The following is an 18,665-nucleotide window of genomic DNA, read 5'->3' on the forward strand; positions in this document are numbered from 1 at the left end:
ATACCTGATGACAAAAAATAACTAAAAATTAGTCATTTTCACACCAGATCACAGTAAATCACCATATTTCAACTGGCGCTGACTCAGCCAATAACCGAACCATGACAACAACAAACAGGGTAATAATGCGAATAAACGCTGTCGCAGCCCATACTGCTGATCAAGCAATGTCAGCAGACAAGGCGCATAAAAACCGTAGATGAAGAAAAATGTGAGGACAAAGCCTGACCAGTCCATAGTCAACAATTCCATTGTGACATCTCCTAATCCATGAAGAGATCTCACCATAGCGCCAGCCCAAACGCATTGCAACAATATATTTACTAAATTTACGTAGATTAAATAATCACCACCATTGGTCTTTTAGCTTTCCGTAGTGGAAATAACCCCACTGACCGACCCGGCGCAGCGGTGCCAATGGAAATTTCGGCAGGGCTGACTGAAATAATGGTAAATCCGGTTGCGCCAGCCCCATCACTTTATCCGCCAGCCGTTTCCCTGCCTGCACTGAAAATGACAAACCACTGCCACAATACCCCATGCTGTACACCACATCAGCATGCGCATCGGCCTGATAAATATGGGGAATATCATCCAATGACATGCAAATCCAACCGGACCACTGGTAGTCATAACGCAGATTGTGTAATGCCGGGAAGCTCAGCTTTAACACCTCGAGCAGACGCTCAGCATAAAACGGATTTTCCGCATCCCGGCCGGTAATAGCACCACGCCCGCCAAACAAAATCCGGTTATCGGGTAATTTTCGGTAATAGTATTTCAAAGCCCGGGTATCCATGACCACCTGACTGGTCAATAGATTACAGGCCGCCAGCTGGGCCGCGCTAAGTGGCTCAGTGACGATGATTTGCGACAATACCGGCAAAGTACGGGATTGCACACCCGGATGCAGTTGCTTCGGTGTATAGCCATTGGTCGCCAGGATCACCTTGCGGGCCCGCACCACGGCTTGTGGCGTATGCAATACCTGTGTGCGTCCATCGGTCAGCCATTGTTGCACGGGACTGGCAGTATGGATCATCGCACCGGCGCTGCGGGCCAATTGCTGATAACCCCAGGCCAATTTCAGTGGATTGACGCCAAAGGCATCGGCAAAACGTAACGCGCCAAAACTTTGCTGGTCCGCGACATATTGCTGATGCACCTCACTGCGGCTTAGTAGCTCTACTTCGGCACCAAAGGTCTGCTGCAGCAAACGGGCCTGCGCCTGCAATGTCGGCACCATCGACGGTTTATGCGCCATCCGCAGATAACCAGGCTCCTGTTGATCACAATCAATGCCAAGGCTGATCAGCTGGCGCACCCGGTCCAAACCGGCATTAAATTCCTGATAAACCCCACGCATTACCGCTTCACCCCATTGCTTCTGCATCTGGGCATAGGGTTTGCGACCACTGGATTTCAGCACAAAACCTGCGTTACGGCCGCTGCAGCCCCAGGCAGTCTGATTCGCTTCCAATACCAGCGCTTTGACGCCGTGTTCCGTCGCCAGATGATAAGCCGCAGATAAACCGGTATAACCGGCGCCGATAATCGCGACATCAACAGTGCAATCCTGCGTCAATGCGCCATCATCCGCTGGCGCTGGCCCTGAATGCGCAGCCCAGTAACTGTCGGGATACGGCTGACCCTGGCCAGGTGAAAAGTCGTGAAGCGGATCGTACATAAGAAAACCCTGATTACTGCAATTCCTGATGCATCATGGCAAGATAAAACGTAATTTCCAAGCCATTCGGATCTGTTATGTCACAGGCTCAGCACTGCAACGCCACCATCGAATATCAACCACTGTCACCGGCGCATTTTGCTGCGGTCATCGCTTTGGGCAATCAGGTACACGGCGATGGCTATCTCACGGCAGAGCTCATCAATACTTATTATCAGCAGGGCCAAAAAGACCACCACAACGCCGGCGTAGTGGCGCTGGACAGTCAGGGCTTAGCTGGCTTCAGGCTGGCCTTTGCGCCCGGCCAATGGCAGCCAGATCAATGGTGTAGTCCGACACTATGGGGGATCCCGGTGGCGCAAGTGGGTTATTTCAAATGCAATACGGTGCGGCCTGATCTGCAAGGCAGTGGCATCGGCGGCGCTTTGTTGAAGTTATCAATACAGGCTTTTATCGCTCAAGGGGCGTTAGCCGGCGTGGCCCATTTGTGGGTGCAAAGTCCGGGCAATGCAGCCGTAAGGTATTTCAGTAAACATGGTGGTGAGCTAGTCAAGATCCATCCGGACAAGTGGCGCGAAGACAGTCTGAACGGTTATGAATGTGTGCGCTGTGGCTTTGATTGCCATTGTGATGCTGCAGAAATGCTGTTGCGACTGCGCTGAAAAAACAGTTTCCTCTGTTTGCCGGGATGACAAACGGCAGGCAGAGGAAACTGCGGGGGAGCCGGAAACTGACTTGGCCAAGGTCGGTATCAAGGATACAGACAACACATCACACCGTTTCACGTGGAACCCGCTTATGCCTGTCAAACTGCCGGTGCCGGGACGCAACACAGCAAATGTAAGCGGTTACATGAAGTTTTAATATGACAGAGCGCTCGGTGCTATGCAAGCGCTTACAATGAGTTTTTCTGCTTAACTGGCGAGGTCAACCACACGTTCTGCCACTGCTTGTGTGGTGCTCTGGCAATGTGTTTGCGGGCTGAGCCGGCATTGCAAATACTGCAGCACAACTTTCACGCCGGCTTTCATATGCACCCGATGCGGATACACCAAGTGTACAGGTAACGGCTCTGGCATATATTCGGTCAGGATCGGCACCAACCGGCCTGCATCAATTTCATTCGCGACCTGATACCGCGTAACGTACATCAGACCGACGCCGGCCAGCACTGCCGGTTTCAGCGCACGATTGCTGTTGGCGTGCAGCGGGCCCTGCGTCAGCACTTCCAGCGGCTGACCTTGATCGGTAAAGCGCCAGTAACGCTCTTGCGGGCTGTTGTCAGTACTGAGGCAGCTATGTTGGGTTAAGTCCCGCGGATGCTGTGGGATACCGGCTTGCGCCAGATAAGCCGGCGCACCGACCAACACTATCGGCAACTTAGTCAGCGGCCTTGCGATCAGGCTAGAACTGACCAATCGGCCAAAACGGATCGCGACATCCACTTCTTCGCCGACCAAATCAACCAGCCGATCGGTTAAATCCAGTTCCACTCTTAATTTCGGATAACGCTGCAACAACTCTGGCAACAAAGGCGCGATGATTTTGCTGCCATAAGTCACTGCCACACTGATGCGGATGGTGCCGGCCGGTTCGTCGCGCATTTCATCCAGATGATGCTCTGCCTGATCGGCCTGCCGCACCACTTGCTGGCAATAGGCAAAAAACGCCTGACCTTCAGCGGTTAAACGGATTTGCCGGGTAGTGCGCTGCAACAACCGCACCGATAAATGCTGCTCCAGCCGGCTGATAGCCTTACTGACCGCGCCTTTGGACATTTGCAGCGCCACGGCTGCTTGGGTAAAACTGCCGGTTTCGGCCACCCGGGCGAAAATCGCCATATCACTTAAGCGTTGCAGCAATGACATCAGAACCTCCAAAGCAGATCATTTCGGCTAGTGTATCAAAAGAAAAATAGCCTGATTGTTTCTTGTTGGAAACAATCTGTCCTGAAATGACCTGCTAATCAGCACCACCTGCGATGCGTATCATTGTGCAGAATTTGTTCAGTGGAGGAAAAGTGATGTTTCTGCAGATTTTATATGCGATCGCCAAAGGATTACTGGAAATGGACGGCTATCAGGTCACCAGCAGCAAGCAGGCGCCAGCCGAAGTGATACCGCCTGATGAACATGCCGCCCCATGCGATGAGACAAAATGTTACAAATGAAATGTTTAATAAATATTTTGTTAATACAATAATCACTTAATTGCCAAAAAACACATCGCGCGTGTGTTTTTTGTGCAATTAACGCATGGATAAATGGCATTGACCGCATTCGGTCTGGTCTTTAACCATTTTTTCTATAGAATCCGCCGCCCCAGGTTTGGGCAATTTTGTCAAAACAGAACTCGCCGGCTACTGGTCCTGCAAAGGATCGGGCACGGCAGGCATTCAGAGGTACACATGTTCCGTCATCCATTATTAACTCAGGCGATCAGACTTAGTCTGACAGCCGCAGCCACTTCTGCAGCATTATTAAGCACCGCAGCTATCGCGCAGCAAACCACCGCAGCTGAGCCGGTTGAACGCGTTCAGGTCACAGGCTCCCGCATCATGCGCGAAGGCGCTATTGCTCCGTCACCTGTCACGTCAATTTCTGGTACTGAACTGATGGAAACCGGTGCACTGAACATCGGTGAAGTATTAAACGAGTTACCAGCACTGGCTTCTACCTATTCAATGGCCAACTCAGGTAACTATATCGGTACTGCTGGTTTAAACCTGCTGGACTTACGTGGCATGGGCGCAGACCGCACGTTGGTGCTGGTTGACGGTAAACGCCATGTTTCATCAAGCGCAGGCTCTGCTTCTGTCGATACCAATACCATTCCGACCGCCTGGATCGAATCCGTTGAAATCATCACCGGCGGCGCTTCTGCTGTTTACGGTGCCGATGCGGTTACTGGCGTGGTCAACTTCAAGCTGAAGAAAAATATTGAAGGCCTGGAAGTCAGTGCCACGGCCGGCAAAGCCAATGACAATCCATACAACAACAACAAATTTAACTTCTCTTACGGCAGCGATTATGCCGGTGGTCGCGGTAACGCCGCATTTGCCGCTGAAGTGTCTGGCCAACGCGTCCTGAACGCGAAAGAGCGTTCGTTAACCCGCACGCCTTATATGAACGTTCGCAACTCCGCCAGCAAAGACAAAAAAGACCCGGTCACAGGCGCCACCATTCATGACGGTATTCCGGACCGTATCACGCTGCCAAATACCGGATGGTATGACAGTTCAGTGAACGGCAACTTCTATCTGGAAGAAGGCGATGCACTGAATTGGTACACCTTTAACAAAGATGGTTCTGTCCGCCTGCAGAATGTTGGCACTACCTATGGTGAATGGGGCCGCTGCAGCAACTGTGATCTGCTGGACCTGAAAGAATACCAGGACTTACAGCCAGAGTTTAAACGTTACAACTTCAATGCAAAAACGAACTATGAACTGAACGACGACCACATGTTAAGCGCGGAAGTGAAGCATGTCGTCAGTAAAGGTGACAGCGCCGGTCAGCCATCATTCTTCGAATATGACACTGCGTTGGAAATGAAAGCAGACAACCCTTACATTCACCCGACTTTAGCTGCTCTGATGGCTAAAAACGATTTGGATGCTGTCTATCTGCACCGTTTTAACAAAGACGCCGGTCGCCGGATGGAAAATAACACCCGGATCACCAACCGTGCCGTGATTTCACTGGACGGTAACCTGAACGATGACTGGAGCTATGAGACCTATGCGGTCTATGGCGAAACTAAACTGGAACAGGAAAACTTCAACAACCTGATCCGGAAAAACTTCGCGCAATCGATTGATGCAGTCAAAGACAGCAATGGCAACATCGTCTGTCGCGATGCTGCAGCTCGTGCTGCTGGCTGTGTACCGACCAGCGTGTTTGGTAATGGTGCAGTAAACCCGGCTGCCAGCGCCTGGTTTAACACGAACTCACGTTCGACCAGCACTATTCAGCAAGAAGTTGTTAACGCCAGCGTAGCCAACAGCGCTTTGTTTGAATTACCAGCCGGTATGGTTGGTTTTGCTGCCGGTACCGAATTCCGTCATGAGCAAAGTGATTCAGTACCAGACGCTTTTGCGGCCACAGGCGCAACTTTCTTAAACGCGCTGCAGGAAGAACACGGTAAATTCAACGTCAAAGAAGCTTTTGCTGAGATCACCGCCCCGCTCGTGGCTGACGTTTTCCTGATCCAGGATCTGACCTTTGATGCCGCAGTTCGTGTTGCAGACTACAGCTCTATCGGCAATGCCACCAGCTGGAAAACCGGTCTGGACTGGACAGTGACTGACGAAGTCCGCGTACGTTCAACTTACTCAGTGGCGCTGCGTGCGCCAAACATCGGTGAGTTGTATGGCCCACAAAATCAGACTTATTTCAGCGTCTACGATCCATGTGGCAAAGAGTACAATCAAAGCGCGCTGCGTGTTCAAAACTGTAAGGCACTGGGTATTCCAGTGAACTTCGACCCGACAGCAACAGCGTCCACGATTGAAGGTTTATCTGGCGGCAACCCAAATCTGCAACCAGAGGAATCAACCTCTTATACTGTCGGTGCTGTCTATCAGCCAGAGCTGATTGAGAACCTGACATTCACTGTCGACTACTGGTCAATTGATATCGACGACGCCATTTCATCAGTGGCTGCACAAGACATTCTGAACAAGTGTGTCGATAGCCCAAGTGGTATCAACAACCAGTTCTGTGCGCTGATCAAACGCGACGCTAGTAGCCGCGAACTGAAGCTGATCACCTCGATCACGCAGAACGTTGCCGCGCAAACCGCGGAAGGTGTTGATTTTGAAATTGGTTATGATTTTGACGCCGCTGGCGGTCGTATCAAAACCAAACTGTTAGGCACTTACCTGGATTCACGCAAAACCTTCTCGTTCCAAGACAATCCGTCTGTGTTTGAACAGAACGCCGGCACTGAAGGTGAAGCGGTATGGCAGGAAAACTTCACAGTTTCTTACGCTCGTGATGCCTGGACTGCAAGCTGGAAAACCCGTCACTTAAGCGCAGTCAGCCTGTATTCTGATCAGGACCTGGTAACCAACCCGGATCCGGTTGACATCATGGGCTACGGCAGCTACTTCATCACCGACATCAGCCTGGGTTACCAGTTTGAAAACGGCGTGAACTGGAGCGTTGGTATCGACAACCTGTTTGACCGCAACCTGCCAGGCGTAACGACTGGTACAGGTACCGGTTCAGCCAGCTACGACAATATCGGCCAGTTCTTCTACACCACAGTGTCTTACAAAATGTAAGTCCGGTTAAATGAACTAATCAGGCGGGGAGTTCCCCGCCTTTTTTATCTGCAATATTTGCGAACACAGTCCGAACGGAATGCGCGGATTGCCGTTATGGCCGGCCCGCGGCTAACGGTTAATCACAAGACACCAGGGTGGCTTATGCTACTTTGTTCTGAATAAGTCGACGTGGTTGTATAGAGAAGTCTGAAAGTCTGGCCGCTGAGCATGCCAAACATGTCAGAGTTACCCACAAATGTCATTATTTTTCAAATGGTTAAAATAGAGCACACGCCTATCTGACGCTGTAATACCCAGCGTTATCACATATAACCAGAATATTAATCAAACCGCTAAACGCCCAGACATCCGGTTATAACCAAAACATCTGAGTAAGCAGCAATTGCTGCTTTTTCAACACTTCATCTGCTGGTTAAATGCGCCGCAATTACCGCCGTACTGATACTGCGGCAAACTGAAGATGCGGAGTTGATCATGACCACAGCCACTTTACCTATGCTGGATTTAGCGCAATACCATGGGGAACACCGGGCGGAGTTTTTACGCCAGCTGCGTGTTGCGTCGCGGGATGTCGGCTTTTTTTACCTGACCGGTCATGGCATCAGCCCACAAACCCAACAACAGGTGCTGGCGCTCGGCCGAGAATTTTTTGCCTTGCCGCTGGCGGAGAAAACTCAGGTGCAGATGCTGAACTCGGCGCACTTTCGTGGTTACACCCGCTTAAACGGCGAGCTGACCCGCGGTCAACCAGACCAGCGTGAGCAGTTTGACATCATGCGTGAAGACGCAGTCGTCGGCCTTCCTACCAGCAATGCACTGTGGCGCCGTTTAGTCGGGCCGAATCAGTGGCCGACGGCCTTGCCGGCGCTGAAACCTGCCTTGCTGGCTTTTCAGCAGCAGCTGACCGACGTCACTGTCACCTTATTGCGCGCCATGCTAGAAGCGCTGGCATTGCCGGTCGATGCACTGGATCACACTATTGCCGGTCTGAATGGCCAGGAAGGCCCGTATCAGCATATGAAAATAGTTCGTTATCCTGTGGCTGCTGCGAATGCCAGCAAACAGGGCGTTGGCGCGCACAAAGACCCGGGTTATCTGACGCTGGTAATGCAGGACCAACAGGCTGGCCTCGAGGTTGAAACTGCCGACGGTTGGGTACGGGCCAAACCGGTACCAGGTGCATTTGTCGTTAATATCGGCGAGTTGCTGGAGATGGCGTCGAATGGCTACCTGAAAGCCACCACGCACCGCGTCACCAGTCCAGAACAACAAGACCGCTACTCAGTGGCATTTTTTATGGCGGCGCAGCTGGATGCCACAGTTCCGCTGCTGCCACTGAGTGCCGAACTCGCCGCAGAAGCGCAAGGACCGGCGACAGATCCGGCCAATCCGCTGCTGCGTCAGGTCGGCGATAACACACTCAAAGGCCGGCTACGTTCGCATCGCGATGTCGCAGCCCGTCATTATCCGGAGCTGGCAAACGCCAGTTAACAGTTGCCACAAGCCCATCGGGCGCAGCCACCAAGCAAGCTGCGCGTCCGGATGGCTCGGTTTTTTTTGCTGGATTGGTTAGGCTTGCCGCACTTCGCAGACCTTTTTGTTAACGATTGCGCCAATGCCTGTGCAAGCGCCAATCCGCCCTCTTTTTTACAGGGAATTCCCAATGAAAATGCAAACGCTGGCAGTTCATGCCGGCCAACAACCAGACCCGTCCACCGGCGCGTTAAATACCCCGGTCTATCTGACCAGTACTTACAGCTATGGCACCGCGCAGGAAGGCAAAGACCGCTTTGCTGGTAAAAATCCGGGTTATATCTACAGCCGTTTTGCCAACCCAACTTCGAGTGCACTGGAACAGAAACTGGCGGCACTGGAAGGCGCTGATGAAGCCGTGGTGGTTGCGAGCGGCATGGCAGCGATCAGTTCGATTGTCTACGCGCTAACGCAACAAGGTGATGAAGTCGCCTTTATCGACCCGGTCTACGGCGGCACTGACGCGTTTTTACGCAATACCTTAGTGCGTGCCGGCGTCAAAGTAGTTAGTTACAGCTCAGACGATGATTTTGTCAGCCGCCACAATCCAAATACTAAGTTGGTGTTATGGGAGCCGGTCACCAATCCAACGCTGAAGGTCGTCGACAGCCGCAAAATCATTGCTGTGGCGAAACAAATCGGTGCTATTACCGTCTGTGATAACACCTTCCTGACCCCAGCCCTGTTTCAGCCACTGAGCATTGGCGCCGATTTAGTCATGCATAGCGGTACCAAATACCTGTGTGGCCATGGCGACATTATCGCCGGTGTGATTGCCGGTAACGGCCCACTGATCCAGCGCGTGCGTACTGTAGCGCTGAAACATATCGGTGTGCCGATGGGGCCACAAGAAGCGTATTTACTGCAACGCGGCGTGAAAACGCTGCCACTGCGGATGCGGGCACACTGCGACAACGCCAAAGCCGTCGCTGCGTTTCTCGCTGCGCAGCCTCAAGTCGGCGCAGTGTATTTCCCGGGTTTACCGTCTCATCTAGGCCATCAGGCCATTGCTGATACAGCAGCTGGTTTTGGCGGGATGGTGGCGCTGGAACTTCATGGCGGCTTTGACGCCTGCGCCCGCTTGCTCGACAACCTGACCCTGTTCGCGCAGGCCGTCAGTTTAGGCGACCTGGAAAGTCTGGCCTGTCACCCCGCCAGCACCACCCATGCCGCGATGACGGCGCAAGACCGCGTCCGCGCGAATGTCACCGACAACCTGATACGCTTAAGCATTGGTGTCGAAGACATCGAAGATTTGCTGGCGGATTTAGCGCAGGCGCTGGCGAAGGTCTGAGTCTCCTCAGTATGCAGACCCACCACTAACGATACCGACCGGGCAACCAGCCCGGTCTTTTTTTATCCTGCCGTCACATTTGTCAATTTCGTCACACTGATCAGATTTGCTTTCACCTCCCTGCAAGCCAATACTGGCAAGGCTCAAGAGCCTCATAATAAAAACTCAGGAACACTTATGAAAACATCTTTCCAACCTACGTTAATCGCAGTGCTGGTTGCCGGCGCTTTACTCGGTTGTCAGCCAGCCAGTAAACCAGCCACGGATACGCCGGTCGCGCCGGCTCAGGCCGCAGCAGCAACCGCCACACCAACCGCAGAAGAAGCCAAAGCGTTTGTCGCCAAGGCGTCCGAACAAACCCGCCAGTTACTGCTCGAAGTCAATCGCGCCGACTGGATCGCCAATACCTACATCACTGAAGACACTGAAGCGCTGTCCGCTGATTACAACAAAAAACTGACCGAAGCTGTGGTCGCGCTGGCCAACGAAGCGGCGCGTTTCAATGACACTCAGGTCGATGCCGACACCCGCCGCCAGCTGGATAAACTGAAACTGGCACTGACTTTAGCCGCCCCCAAAGATCCGGCCAAAACCGAAGAACTGGCGGGCATTGTCGCCAAACTGAACGCGATGTACGGCAAAGGTAAATACACCACGACCGCCGGCAAAGAAATGGCGCTCGGTGAAATGTCGGCCGTGATGGCCAGTTCACGCAGTTTTGATGAACAGCTGGAAATGTGGAAAGGCTGGCACGACACCGCAGCCCCGATGAAACCTTTATATGTGCGGCAGGTAGAGCTCGCTAACGAAGGGGCTCGTGAACTCGGTTATACCGATACCGGCGCGATGTGGCGCTCTAAATATGATATGGATGCCGACGCATTTGCGGCGGAACTGGATAAACAATGGGGCGCCGTGAAGCCGCTGTATCAGGCGCTGCATTGCCATGTCCGCGCTAAACTCGGCGAAAAATATGGGACCGACAAAGTGCCGCAGGACAAACCAATCCCAGCGCATTTACTCGGCAACATGTGGGCGCAAACCTGGGGCAATATTTATGATCTAGTGGCGCCAGAGAACTCAGATCCAGGTTACGACGTCACCAAGCTGCTGGCGGACAAAGGCTACGACGAGCTGAAAATGGTCAAAGGCGCCGAAGGCTTCTTTACCTCTTTGGGTTTTGCACCGCTGCCGGAAACTTTCTGGACCCGCTCGCAGTTTACCAAGCCGCGTGATCGCGACGTGATTTGCCACGCCTCAGCCTGGGATTTAGACGCCAAAGACGATTTACGCATCAAGATGTGTATCGAAAAAACCGGTGAAGAGTTCGCGGTCATTCACCATGAACTGGGGCACAACTTCTATCAACGCGCCTACAAACATCAGCCGGTGTTTTATCAGGATAGCGCCAACGACGGTTTCCACGAAGCCATTGGTGACACCATCGCGTTGTCGGTCACGCCCAAGTACCTGCAGCAAATTGGCTTGCTCGAACAAGTACCGGACGAATCCAAAGACATTGGCTTGTTGATGAAAATGGCGCTGGATAAAGTGGCCTTCCTGCCTTTTGGTTTGTTGGTCGATCAGTGGCGCTGGCAGGTGTTTTCCGGTCAGGTGAAACCAGAGCAATATAACGAAGCCTGGTGGAAACTGCGGGAGAAATATCAGGGCGTTTCAGCCCCGCTGGCAAGGTCTGAAGCTGATTTTGATGCCGGCGCCAAGTTTCATGTGCCGGCCAATACGCCTTATACCCGTTATTTCCTTGCGCATATTCTGCAGTTCCAGTTCCACAAAGCGCTGTGTGAAATCGCCAAAGATGCCGGCCCTATCCATCGCTGTTCAATTTATAACAGCAAAGAAGCCGGCACAGCGCTGAATGCCATGCTGGAAATGGGTGCCAGCAAACCGTGGCAGGACGCGTTAGCAACCCTGACCGGTAAACCGGATATGGACGCCTCAGCGATCCAGGCCTACTTTGCGCCGCTGCAAAGTTACCTCGACGAACAAAACAAAGGCCGCCAATGTGGCTGGTAATTTGAGTTGATTGCGTTGTGAAAGCAAAGGGCAGCGCCGGCTGCCCTTTTTTATGCTGTCAGACACGCATTCAGCCAGCGCAGCGCCGGATCGAGGCTTTCCAGACGTAGCTGCAGGGCAGTTCAGAACTTATTGTCGAGCTGCTTTTGTAACTCCTGAAGTTGTTCTTTACTGAATTTGCCGCTGGCCAGTAATTTTTTCACCAGCTCAAACTCATGACCTTCACCGGCCACCATTTTATGCATCACGACTTTATCGGTGATCACTTTGATATCGAGGTCCAGATCGTCACCGTTGAGTGTTTTCACCAGCAAATGAGGTTCACCCGGTGTGTTGGATTTCATTTGTTCGATGATGCTGCGGATTTTATCGCGTTTTTCCGCCGGCAAGTCCGCCAGCGCTTTATCCAGCTCGGCTGGGCTTTGGCTGCTGTCCCATTTAAATGTTTTGCCGTCCGCATCATTCAGCACCAACACTTTAGTTTGTTTTTTTTGTGTGACTTTTTCTGCTGGCTCCGGGCTGGCACCGGCTTGAGCACAGGCGGTCAAAGACAACAGCAACAGCGGAAACACCATCAGCTGCAGAGTAGATTTTTTCATCGTTTTGCTCCTTGGGGAAAAAGAGTCCGGTTGCGGACTCAGACGCATAGCTATAGGAAGTTTGATGCCATAATTTTTCTTGTTAATTTTCAAGTAGTTAGAATTTGGTACTTGCGAATACAGTGAAAATATCCCGAAATGAGCAGATCAATCTGCCGATATCAGCCATGCTGAGCGTCAGCTCGCCTGACATACTTTAAAAAGTGTTTTATTTCAGTGCGTTATCAATGTGAATTACTCAATTGCACTGGCACTGAACTTGCGATAACAACGAGTACAGGTTCATTCCAAACTCAGCAGCAGGAAGATTCATGTCATTTAATATGCCAAAAGCGGTGATCGTGAGCGTCTGTGGTCTGTTTGTGCTGCTGGGGCTCAGTCAGGCGCTGACGCTGTGGTGGTTTCAACAGCAACTGCAGCAACAGCTCAGTGAACAAAGTCAGGCGCTGAGCCGGATCATTCTGGCCCGCACCGCTGAAAAGCTGCAGCATCAGTTTGTCTTTAACACCGACAGCGCGGTGCAGGTTTTCAGTAGTGATGATGGCTCGCGGCAGCCAACATCCTCACATTCAGAGCAACAACCTCAAGCACAGACCGCCGCTACGCCAACCACGCCTGCGGAGCGGCAAGTGGAGGTACGAAAACTGGAGAATGGCATCACCATCGTCCAGATGAAACAACAGGGGCCTGTTGATGGAAAACAGCCGATGCCGGTCGATCTCGACTTAAACCTGCAGCTGGAACAAACCTTGTCCGAATTACAGCAGCAAAGCACAGCGCCGCAGCATTGGGTCAGTCAGTTCCGCTTAAAGACCAGTGGTTCCAGTCAGCAGCTGATTAGTCAGTACTTGGGCTACCAGTTGTTGGCGCTGGCGCTGACCACCGCGCTGGCGTTGCTGCTACTGTTGTGGTTTGGCTCGCGTCTGTTGCAGCCGTTGCAGCAACTGGTGCGGGGCTTTCGTGCACTGGCACAAGGCGAAGCTGGTATTCAGCTGGACACCGATGCACCGCTGGCAGAATATCGGCTGGCACTGCAGCAGTTTAATCAGGCCAGTACTGAGCTCGCGGCCTTGCAGCAACAAAAGGCCGAACTAGCCCGCCAGCAACAACTGGTGGAACTGGGTGAAGTCAGCCGTGGCCTGGTTCATGCGCTGCGCAACCCAATCCACACCATGGCATTGGCGCTCGAACAGCTACCCGGCAGTGACCCGGTATTGCAGCAGTTAATTGAACAAAAAATGCAGCATATCAACCGCACGCTGACCACCTTGCTGACACTGAGCTGTCAGGGTGTCGACCGCAGCGCGTCGGTTGCACTGAAAACTGTGCTACAGGACCTTTGTCTGGAATTCTCCGCACAACAACTGCAGCTGGCGGCGCAAGCGCTGTATTGCCGCGGCGCTGAAGCAGAACTGCGTTTTATTCTGCATGTGCTGGTCAGCAATGCGGTAGAAGCCAGCCCAGAGCCGGGTTCGGTTTGCCTGAAGTTGTGGCGCGAACCCGACGGCATTTATTTTGAAGTCAGCGATCAGGGGCCTGGGCTGAGTGCAGAAGTCGCCGCCAGCCTGTTTCAGCCGCATATCAGCAGCAAAGCCGAAGGTGCCGGTATGGGTCTTTATCTGGCAAAGCGGCTGCTGCAGATGTATTACCAGGGTGATATCCGCCTGCACAACAGACCTGAAGGTGGCGTATTGGCACAGATCAGGCTCGGCACGGAGATTTGTTTATGAGCATGCCCCAAGAGACCCATCAAGCGCTGTCGTTACAGCAACCGCAGCTACTGGTGGTCGAAGATGATCATAGCCAACGCCAGCTGGTCAGCGAATTATTGCAGGCGGAAGGTTATCGCGTCTGTAATGCCGACAGCGTGCCGGCGGCTATCCTGCAATTGCAGCAACAACCGGACATTGCGCTGGTATTCAGTGACTGGAAACTGGGCAGCCTGAGCGGCTTAGAACTGCTGGATTATTGCAAAGCGCATTATCCAACGCTCGGTTTTGTCATTGCGACCGCCTATGGCTCGGTCAGTCATGCGGTCGAGGCTATTCAGGCCGGCGCCGACGACTATCTGGCTAAGCCGTTTAAGCGGCAGGAATTATTGCTGGCAGTGCGTAAAGGCCTTCGCGCCCGCAGCCTGCGTAAACAAAATCAGCAATTGAGTGCCGCGCTCAGTGAACAGCAACAACTGGTCGATATCATCGGCCACGCCCCTTGTATGCAGCAGCTGTTTCAGCGCATTCAGCGCATTTCCGGCACAGATGTGACAGTGCTGATCAGCGGGGAAAGCGGCACCGGTAAAGAGCTGGCGGCGCGCGCACTACATCAGTTATCACCGCGCCGGCCAGGGCCCTTTATCGCACTGAACTGCGGCGCTATTCCGGAAAGTCTGGCGGAAGCCGAATTGTTTGGTGCGGAAAAAGGCGCATTTACCGGCGCGCATGCAGCCAAAGCCGGCAAATTTGAAGCGGCCGAAGGCGGCACACTCTTTCTGGATGAAATCGCCGAACTGCCGCTGAGCTTGCAGGCCAAACTACTGCGGTTGTTACAACAAGGCACAGTGACCCGCCTCGGCAGTCATCAGGAAATTAAACTCAATGTGCGGATCATCGCCGCCAGCCATCAGGATTTGGCCGTCGCTGTCCGTGAAGGTCGTTTTCGCGAAGATTTGTTTTACCGCCTGAACGTGGTGCCACTGCATATGCCGGCACTGCGCGAGCGCAGTGAAGATATTCCACGATTGCTGGAGCATTTTCTGCAGCAACATCAACAGCGTTATCAGCAGCAGGCGCCGGTGCTGAGTAAACAGGCACTGAAGCAACTGCTCGGCTATCGCTGGCCCGGTAATGTCCGCGAACTGGCCAACCGGATTGAACGTTATGTGCTGCTGCAGGATGAACTGGAATTGCTGGCGGGTTTACAGGCGGACACCGGGCAAGCTCCAACCTCAGGCTTTATCCTGCCGTCAGAAGGGCTGGCTTTTGAGACGCTGGAAAAAAGTTGTCTGCAACAGGCACTGCAGCGTTGTGATGGCAATAAGGCGCAGGCCGCGCGCTTGTTGCAACTGCCCTACAAAGCTTTTTTGTACCGGCTGGAGAAATTTGGATTAACCGGCTGAGCCTGAGTTCAATCGTCGGTCTGAGCCTGTATCGTCATGCTGCGACGTTGGCGATAGCGACCTCTGAGCTGATAAAACGCTTTAGTCAGCAAGGTTGCCAGCGTCACCCCGAGCAAATCAGCCAAGATATCCAGCAGTTCAAAACTGCGGGCTGGAAACAACAGCTGACTGCCTTCTTCAAGCAGGGCAAAACCTAAAGTCAGCACCACACCCAGATATAACCGAACCGGTCCTACCGCCAGTTGCCGGGCTTTCGTGGCAAAGTTCAGCAGTAAAGCGAGCGCAGCGAATAACAAAACATGACCAATTTTGTCGCCATAAGGCAAAGATGCCGCCAGTTGCAGAAAGTAATTCTGCCGGCCTGAATCTGCTGCCACTATGACCCAAATCAGAAAACTAAAAAACGCAACTGCAGGTAACCAACGCATATTTTCCCCTGTCATCCCGCGGTGATGCGCGATGGTCACAACAAAAACGATTTATTTTCGCATCCGGCATAAACTTTTTTTCGTACTAATGCGACCAAAGCTCAGATCCAACATACGAAAGGATATTCATCGTGGCCCCAAATACTGTCAATTCAGACCTCATCCAGTCACCCGGCTGGCGTCAGGCCGGCCAGGTTTTTATGTTGTTTATTCTGGCGATGCTGTTTGCCAATGCTTTGTTGCTGTTACTGGAAAGCAGACTCGGCCTGTATAGTTACTTTGCAGCACCACAATTAGAGTTGCTGACGTTACCTATTCAGTGGTTTTGTCAGGTGATGACGCAGTTTTAACTGCTTCAACCTGATAACCAGCCTGTTGCAGCAAAGCCAAGAGGCCGTCAGAACCGGCTAAATGACCTAACCCCACTAGCACCAGCTCTTGCTCCTTATTGCCAAACAGCGCCTGAATTTGCGGTAACCAGGCCTGATTACGACTCACAAACATTTGCTGATAAGTCTGGGCATCAGCTGCCTTCACTGGCGCCAATACCAGCTGCTCGACCTGAGCAAGCTCACCGGCACGCCAGGCACTTAAAGTTTTATCCATCAGATCAGCACTCTGTTCAACATCACTGAGTGCATGCTGCAGAAACAAATCTTCCCGGCCAGTGCCTAAATCACCCAGCAACTTCAGCTGAAACTCAATCGGCTCAAGATATTTCAGCGTTTTTTTCTGTTGCGCTGCCAGCGTCAGAAAATGCTGGTCAACCCCAGGCGAGCTGAAGCCTTGTTGTTGCAACTCCAACAGAGTTAACTGCGTCACTAACATGCCAGGTTTAAACTGTTCAATCTGCGGCACGGTCAGACTATGTTTTTGCAACAGCGCCTGCAATTGCTGGCGGGTTGTGGCTGTCAATTTGATGCTGAGCATAGTACCGGTCGGATACAACAAATATTGCTGGATCAAACTGGCATTGCCGGCGTCCTGCATTTTATTGAGGTCCGTTTCCAACACCAACACATCGGTTTGCTGATACGCAGCGTCAAATTCGGCCGGTAACGGATACTGCGCCGGCGGCAATAAATGCACAGTACCACCAATCCACAGCTGATCAGTGCCTTTGCTGACACGCCAGACCGAACTTTCGGCATGGGCCAGCAGGCTACACAGCAGCAGAACGCCACTTACTAACGCTTTATACATCCGACCACTCCTGTACCGGCGGCACCGAAAAAAAGGCCAGTCTGACTGGCCTGATTGGGATTACTTTTTGATTTTCTGCGGCCGTTGCCAGCCACTGATATGGCGCTGCTTAGTCCGTGCCACGACCAACTCATCGGCGGCCACATCGTGTGTCACGACCGAGCCTGCGCCAACGGTGCTGTTTTGGCCGAGTGTCAGCGGAGCCACCAGCGAGCTGTTGGAACCGACAAAGACACCATCTTCAATCGTCGTCTGGAACTTGTTGGCGCCGTCATAGTTACAGGTGATAGTGCCGGCACCGACATTGACTTTACTGCCGATCACCGCATCACCGAGATAAGTCAGGTGATTGGCTTTGGAACCTTTGCCGAGGCGGGTTTTCTTCAGTTCAACAAAGTTACCGACATGACTGTCGTCCGCCAGCACTGAATCTGGACGGATCCGGGCAAAAGGCCCGACCGAACAATCGGCACCAATAGTGGACGACTCCACCATGGTATTGGCTTTAATCTCGGTATTGTCACCGACAGTACAGTCTTTCAGGATACAGTTGGCACCGATCACCACACCATTACCCAATACGACTTTGCCTTCAAAAATAACGTTGACGTCGATCATCACGTCCGAACCCACAGTGACTTCACCGCGCACATCTATGCGCGCCGGATCCCGTAAATTCGCGCCGTTCAGCATCAGTACTTCAGCCTGCCGCGTCTGGTAAGCCCGTTCCAGCTGCGCCAGCTGCACGCGGTTGTTCGCGCCTTCGGTTTCAATCGGATTAGCCGGATGCGCCGTCGTGATATCCACGCCTTCGGCATGCGCCATCGCGATAATGTCGGTTAAATAGAACTCGCCCTGCGCGTTATTGTTTTGCAGTTTGCCGAGCCAGCTTTTCAGCTGTTTGCCTGGTACCGCCATGATGCCACTGTTTACTTCAGTGATTTTCAGCTGCTCAGCGTTGGCATCTTTTTGTTCAACAATGCCCACGACTTTGCCGTTTTCACGCACCATCCGGCCATAACCGGTAGGGTTTTGCAGATGAACAGTCAGCACCGCCAGCCCATGTTCGCTGCGTGCTGCCAGCAGTTGCTGCAGTGTTTCTAATCGGGTCAGAGGCACATCGCCATATAACACCAGCACCACATCGTCATCGGCGACGTGTGGCAGCGCCTGTTGCACCGCATGACCTGTGCCCAGCTGCTCAGCCTGCAGTACCCAGTTTAATGGCTGCTCACCTAAACCGGCCTTCAGCTGCTCTGCACCATAGCCATACACCAGGTTTATTTGTGCCGCATTAAGCTGACGCGCAGTATCGATCACATGCTGCACCATCGGCCGCTCTGCGACCTTGTGCAAGACTTTTGGTAAAGCTGATTTCATCCGGGTGCCTTTACCGGCTGCCAGGATCACGACGTTTAAAGCCATCTGAGCCAATCCTTTTTGAATGTTATTGGGCGATTCTAACCGAACAGCAGGTAAATA

Annotated in this window: 16 protein-coding genes; 9 read left to right on the plus strand and 7 right to left on the minus strand. The window is 52.7% G+C overall.

Annotated elements, in window-relative coordinates; genetic code table 11:
* Nucleotides 1-48: 48 nt before the first annotated feature.
* Both ACQ66Q_RS09865 and ACQ66Q_RS09870 read right to left on the minus strand, forming a co-directional pair.
* Nucleotides 49-252 (minus strand): hypothetical protein, encoded by a 204-nt coding sequence (locus tag ACQ66Q_RS09865; RefSeq protein ID WP_430456645.1) that lies wholly within the window; start codon nt 250-252, stop codon nt 49-51.
* A 94-nt stretch (nt 253-346) separates the two neighbouring features.
* Nucleotides 347-1,687, minus strand: coding sequence for an NAD(P)/FAD-dependent oxidoreductase (locus tag ACQ66Q_RS09870; RefSeq protein ID WP_430456646.1), 1,341 nt, complete (start codon nt 1,685-1,687; stop codon nt 347-349).
* A gap of 77 nt (nt 1,688-1,764) precedes the next feature.
* On the opposite strand from ACQ66Q_RS09870, the gene ACQ66Q_RS09875 reads away from it, so the two are divergent.
* Nucleotides 1,765-2,349, plus strand: a complete 585-nt coding sequence (locus tag ACQ66Q_RS09875) for a GNAT family N-acetyltransferase (RefSeq protein WP_430456647.1) — start codon at nt 1,765-1,767, stop codon at nt 2,347-2,349.
* 252 nt (nt 2,350-2,601) lie between these two features.
* On the opposite strand, the gene ACQ66Q_RS09880 is transcribed toward ACQ66Q_RS09875, so the two are convergent.
* The gene (locus ACQ66Q_RS09880; protein ID WP_430456648.1) at nt 2,602-3,555 is read right to left on the minus strand and encodes a LysR family transcriptional regulator; all 954 of its coding nucleotides are present in this window, start codon (nt 3,553-3,555) and stop codon (nt 2,602-2,604) included.
* A 155-nt stretch (nt 3,556-3,710) separates the two neighbouring features.
* On the opposite strand from ACQ66Q_RS09880, the gene ACQ66Q_RS09885 reads away from it, so the two are divergent.
* From ACQ66Q_RS09885 to ACQ66Q_RS09905, 5 genes are all read left to right on the plus strand, one after another.
* Complete coding sequence (locus ACQ66Q_RS09885) at nt 3,711-3,857, plus strand: hypothetical protein (protein ID WP_430456649.1); 147 nt, start codon at nt 3,711-3,713, stop codon at nt 3,855-3,857.
* A gap of 237 nt (nt 3,858-4,094) precedes the next feature.
* On the plus strand, nt 4,095-6,974 hold the full coding sequence (locus tag ACQ66Q_RS09890) for a TonB-dependent receptor domain-containing protein (protein ID WP_430456650.1): 2,880 nt from the start codon (nt 4,095-4,097) through the stop codon (nt 6,972-6,974).
* A gap of 477 nt (nt 6,975-7,451) precedes the next feature.
* On the plus strand, nt 7,452-8,468 hold the full coding sequence (locus ACQ66Q_RS09895) for an isopenicillin N synthase family dioxygenase (protein WP_430456651.1): 1,017 nt from the start codon (nt 7,452-7,454) through the stop codon (nt 8,466-8,468).
* Nucleotides 8,469-8,640: 172 nt separating this feature from the next.
* Nucleotides 8,641-9,804: a trans-sulfuration enzyme family protein gene (locus ACQ66Q_RS09900; protein WP_430456652.1), complete on the plus strand. Its 1,164-nt coding sequence runs from the start codon at nt 8,641-8,643 to the stop codon at nt 9,802-9,804.
* A gap of 177 nt (nt 9,805-9,981) precedes the next feature.
* Entirely contained in the window at nt 9,982-11,838 is a 1,857-nt protein-coding gene (locus ACQ66Q_RS09905) for a M2 family metallopeptidase (RefSeq protein ID WP_430456653.1), read from the plus strand.
* A 122-nt stretch (nt 11,839-11,960) separates the two neighbouring features.
* On the opposite strand, the gene ACQ66Q_RS09910 is transcribed toward ACQ66Q_RS09905, so the two are convergent.
* Entirely contained in the window at nt 11,961-12,437 is a 477-nt protein-coding gene (locus ACQ66Q_RS09910; protein WP_430456654.1) for a hypothetical protein, read from the minus strand.
* Nucleotides 12,438-12,748: 311 nt separating this feature from the next.
* On the opposite strand from ACQ66Q_RS09910, the gene ACQ66Q_RS09915 reads away from it, so the two are divergent.
* Nucleotides 12,749-14,167, plus strand: a complete 1,419-nt coding sequence (locus tag ACQ66Q_RS09915; protein WP_430456655.1) for a sensor histidine kinase — start codon at nt 12,749-12,751, stop codon at nt 14,165-14,167.
* The gene (locus ACQ66Q_RS09920) at nt 14,164-15,552 is read left to right on the plus strand and encodes a sigma-54-dependent transcriptional regulator (protein ID WP_430456656.1); all 1,389 of its coding nucleotides are present in this window, start codon (nt 14,164-14,166) and stop codon (nt 15,550-15,552) included. The genes ACQ66Q_RS09915 and ACQ66Q_RS09920 overlap by 4 nt, the downstream gene beginning before the upstream one ends.
* 8 nt (nt 15,553-15,560) lie before the next feature.
* Here ACQ66Q_RS09920 and ACQ66Q_RS09925 read toward each other — a convergent pair whose 3' ends face one another.
* Nucleotides 15,561-15,980: a VanZ family protein gene (locus tag ACQ66Q_RS09925; RefSeq protein ID WP_430456657.1), complete on the minus strand. Its 420-nt coding sequence runs from the start codon at nt 15,978-15,980 to the stop codon at nt 15,561-15,563.
* 131 nt (nt 15,981-16,111) lie between these two features.
* Here ACQ66Q_RS09925 and ACQ66Q_RS09930 point away from each other — a divergent pair, with 131 nt between their 5' ends.
* The gene (locus tag ACQ66Q_RS09930; RefSeq protein WP_430456658.1) at nt 16,112-16,330 is read left to right on the plus strand and encodes a hypothetical protein; all 219 of its coding nucleotides are present in this window, start codon (nt 16,112-16,114) and stop codon (nt 16,328-16,330) included.
* Here the strand turns inward: ACQ66Q_RS09930 and ACQ66Q_RS09935 are convergent.
* Nucleotides 16,293-17,183 carry a TraB/GumN family protein gene (locus ACQ66Q_RS09935; protein WP_430456659.1) on the minus strand — a complete coding sequence of 297 codons (891 nt, stop codon included), beginning with the start codon at nt 17,181-17,183 and terminating at the stop codon, nt 16,293-16,295. The two genes, ACQ66Q_RS09930 and ACQ66Q_RS09935, sit on opposite strands and share 38 nt — an antisense overlap.
* A 60-nt stretch (nt 17,184-17,243) precedes the next feature.
* Entirely contained in the window at nt 17,244-18,608 is a 1,365-nt protein-coding gene (gene glmU, locus ACQ66Q_RS09940; protein ID WP_430456660.1) for a bifunctional UDP-N-acetylglucosamine diphosphorylase/glucosamine-1-phosphate N-acetyltransferase GlmU, read from the minus strand.
* Nucleotides 18,609-18,665: the final 57 nt, after the last annotated feature.

It is taken from the genome of Rheinheimera sp. (genome assembly GCF_965283995.1).
Classification (GTDB): domain Bacteria; phylum Pseudomonadota; class Gammaproteobacteria; order Enterobacterales; family Alteromonadaceae; genus Pararheinheimera.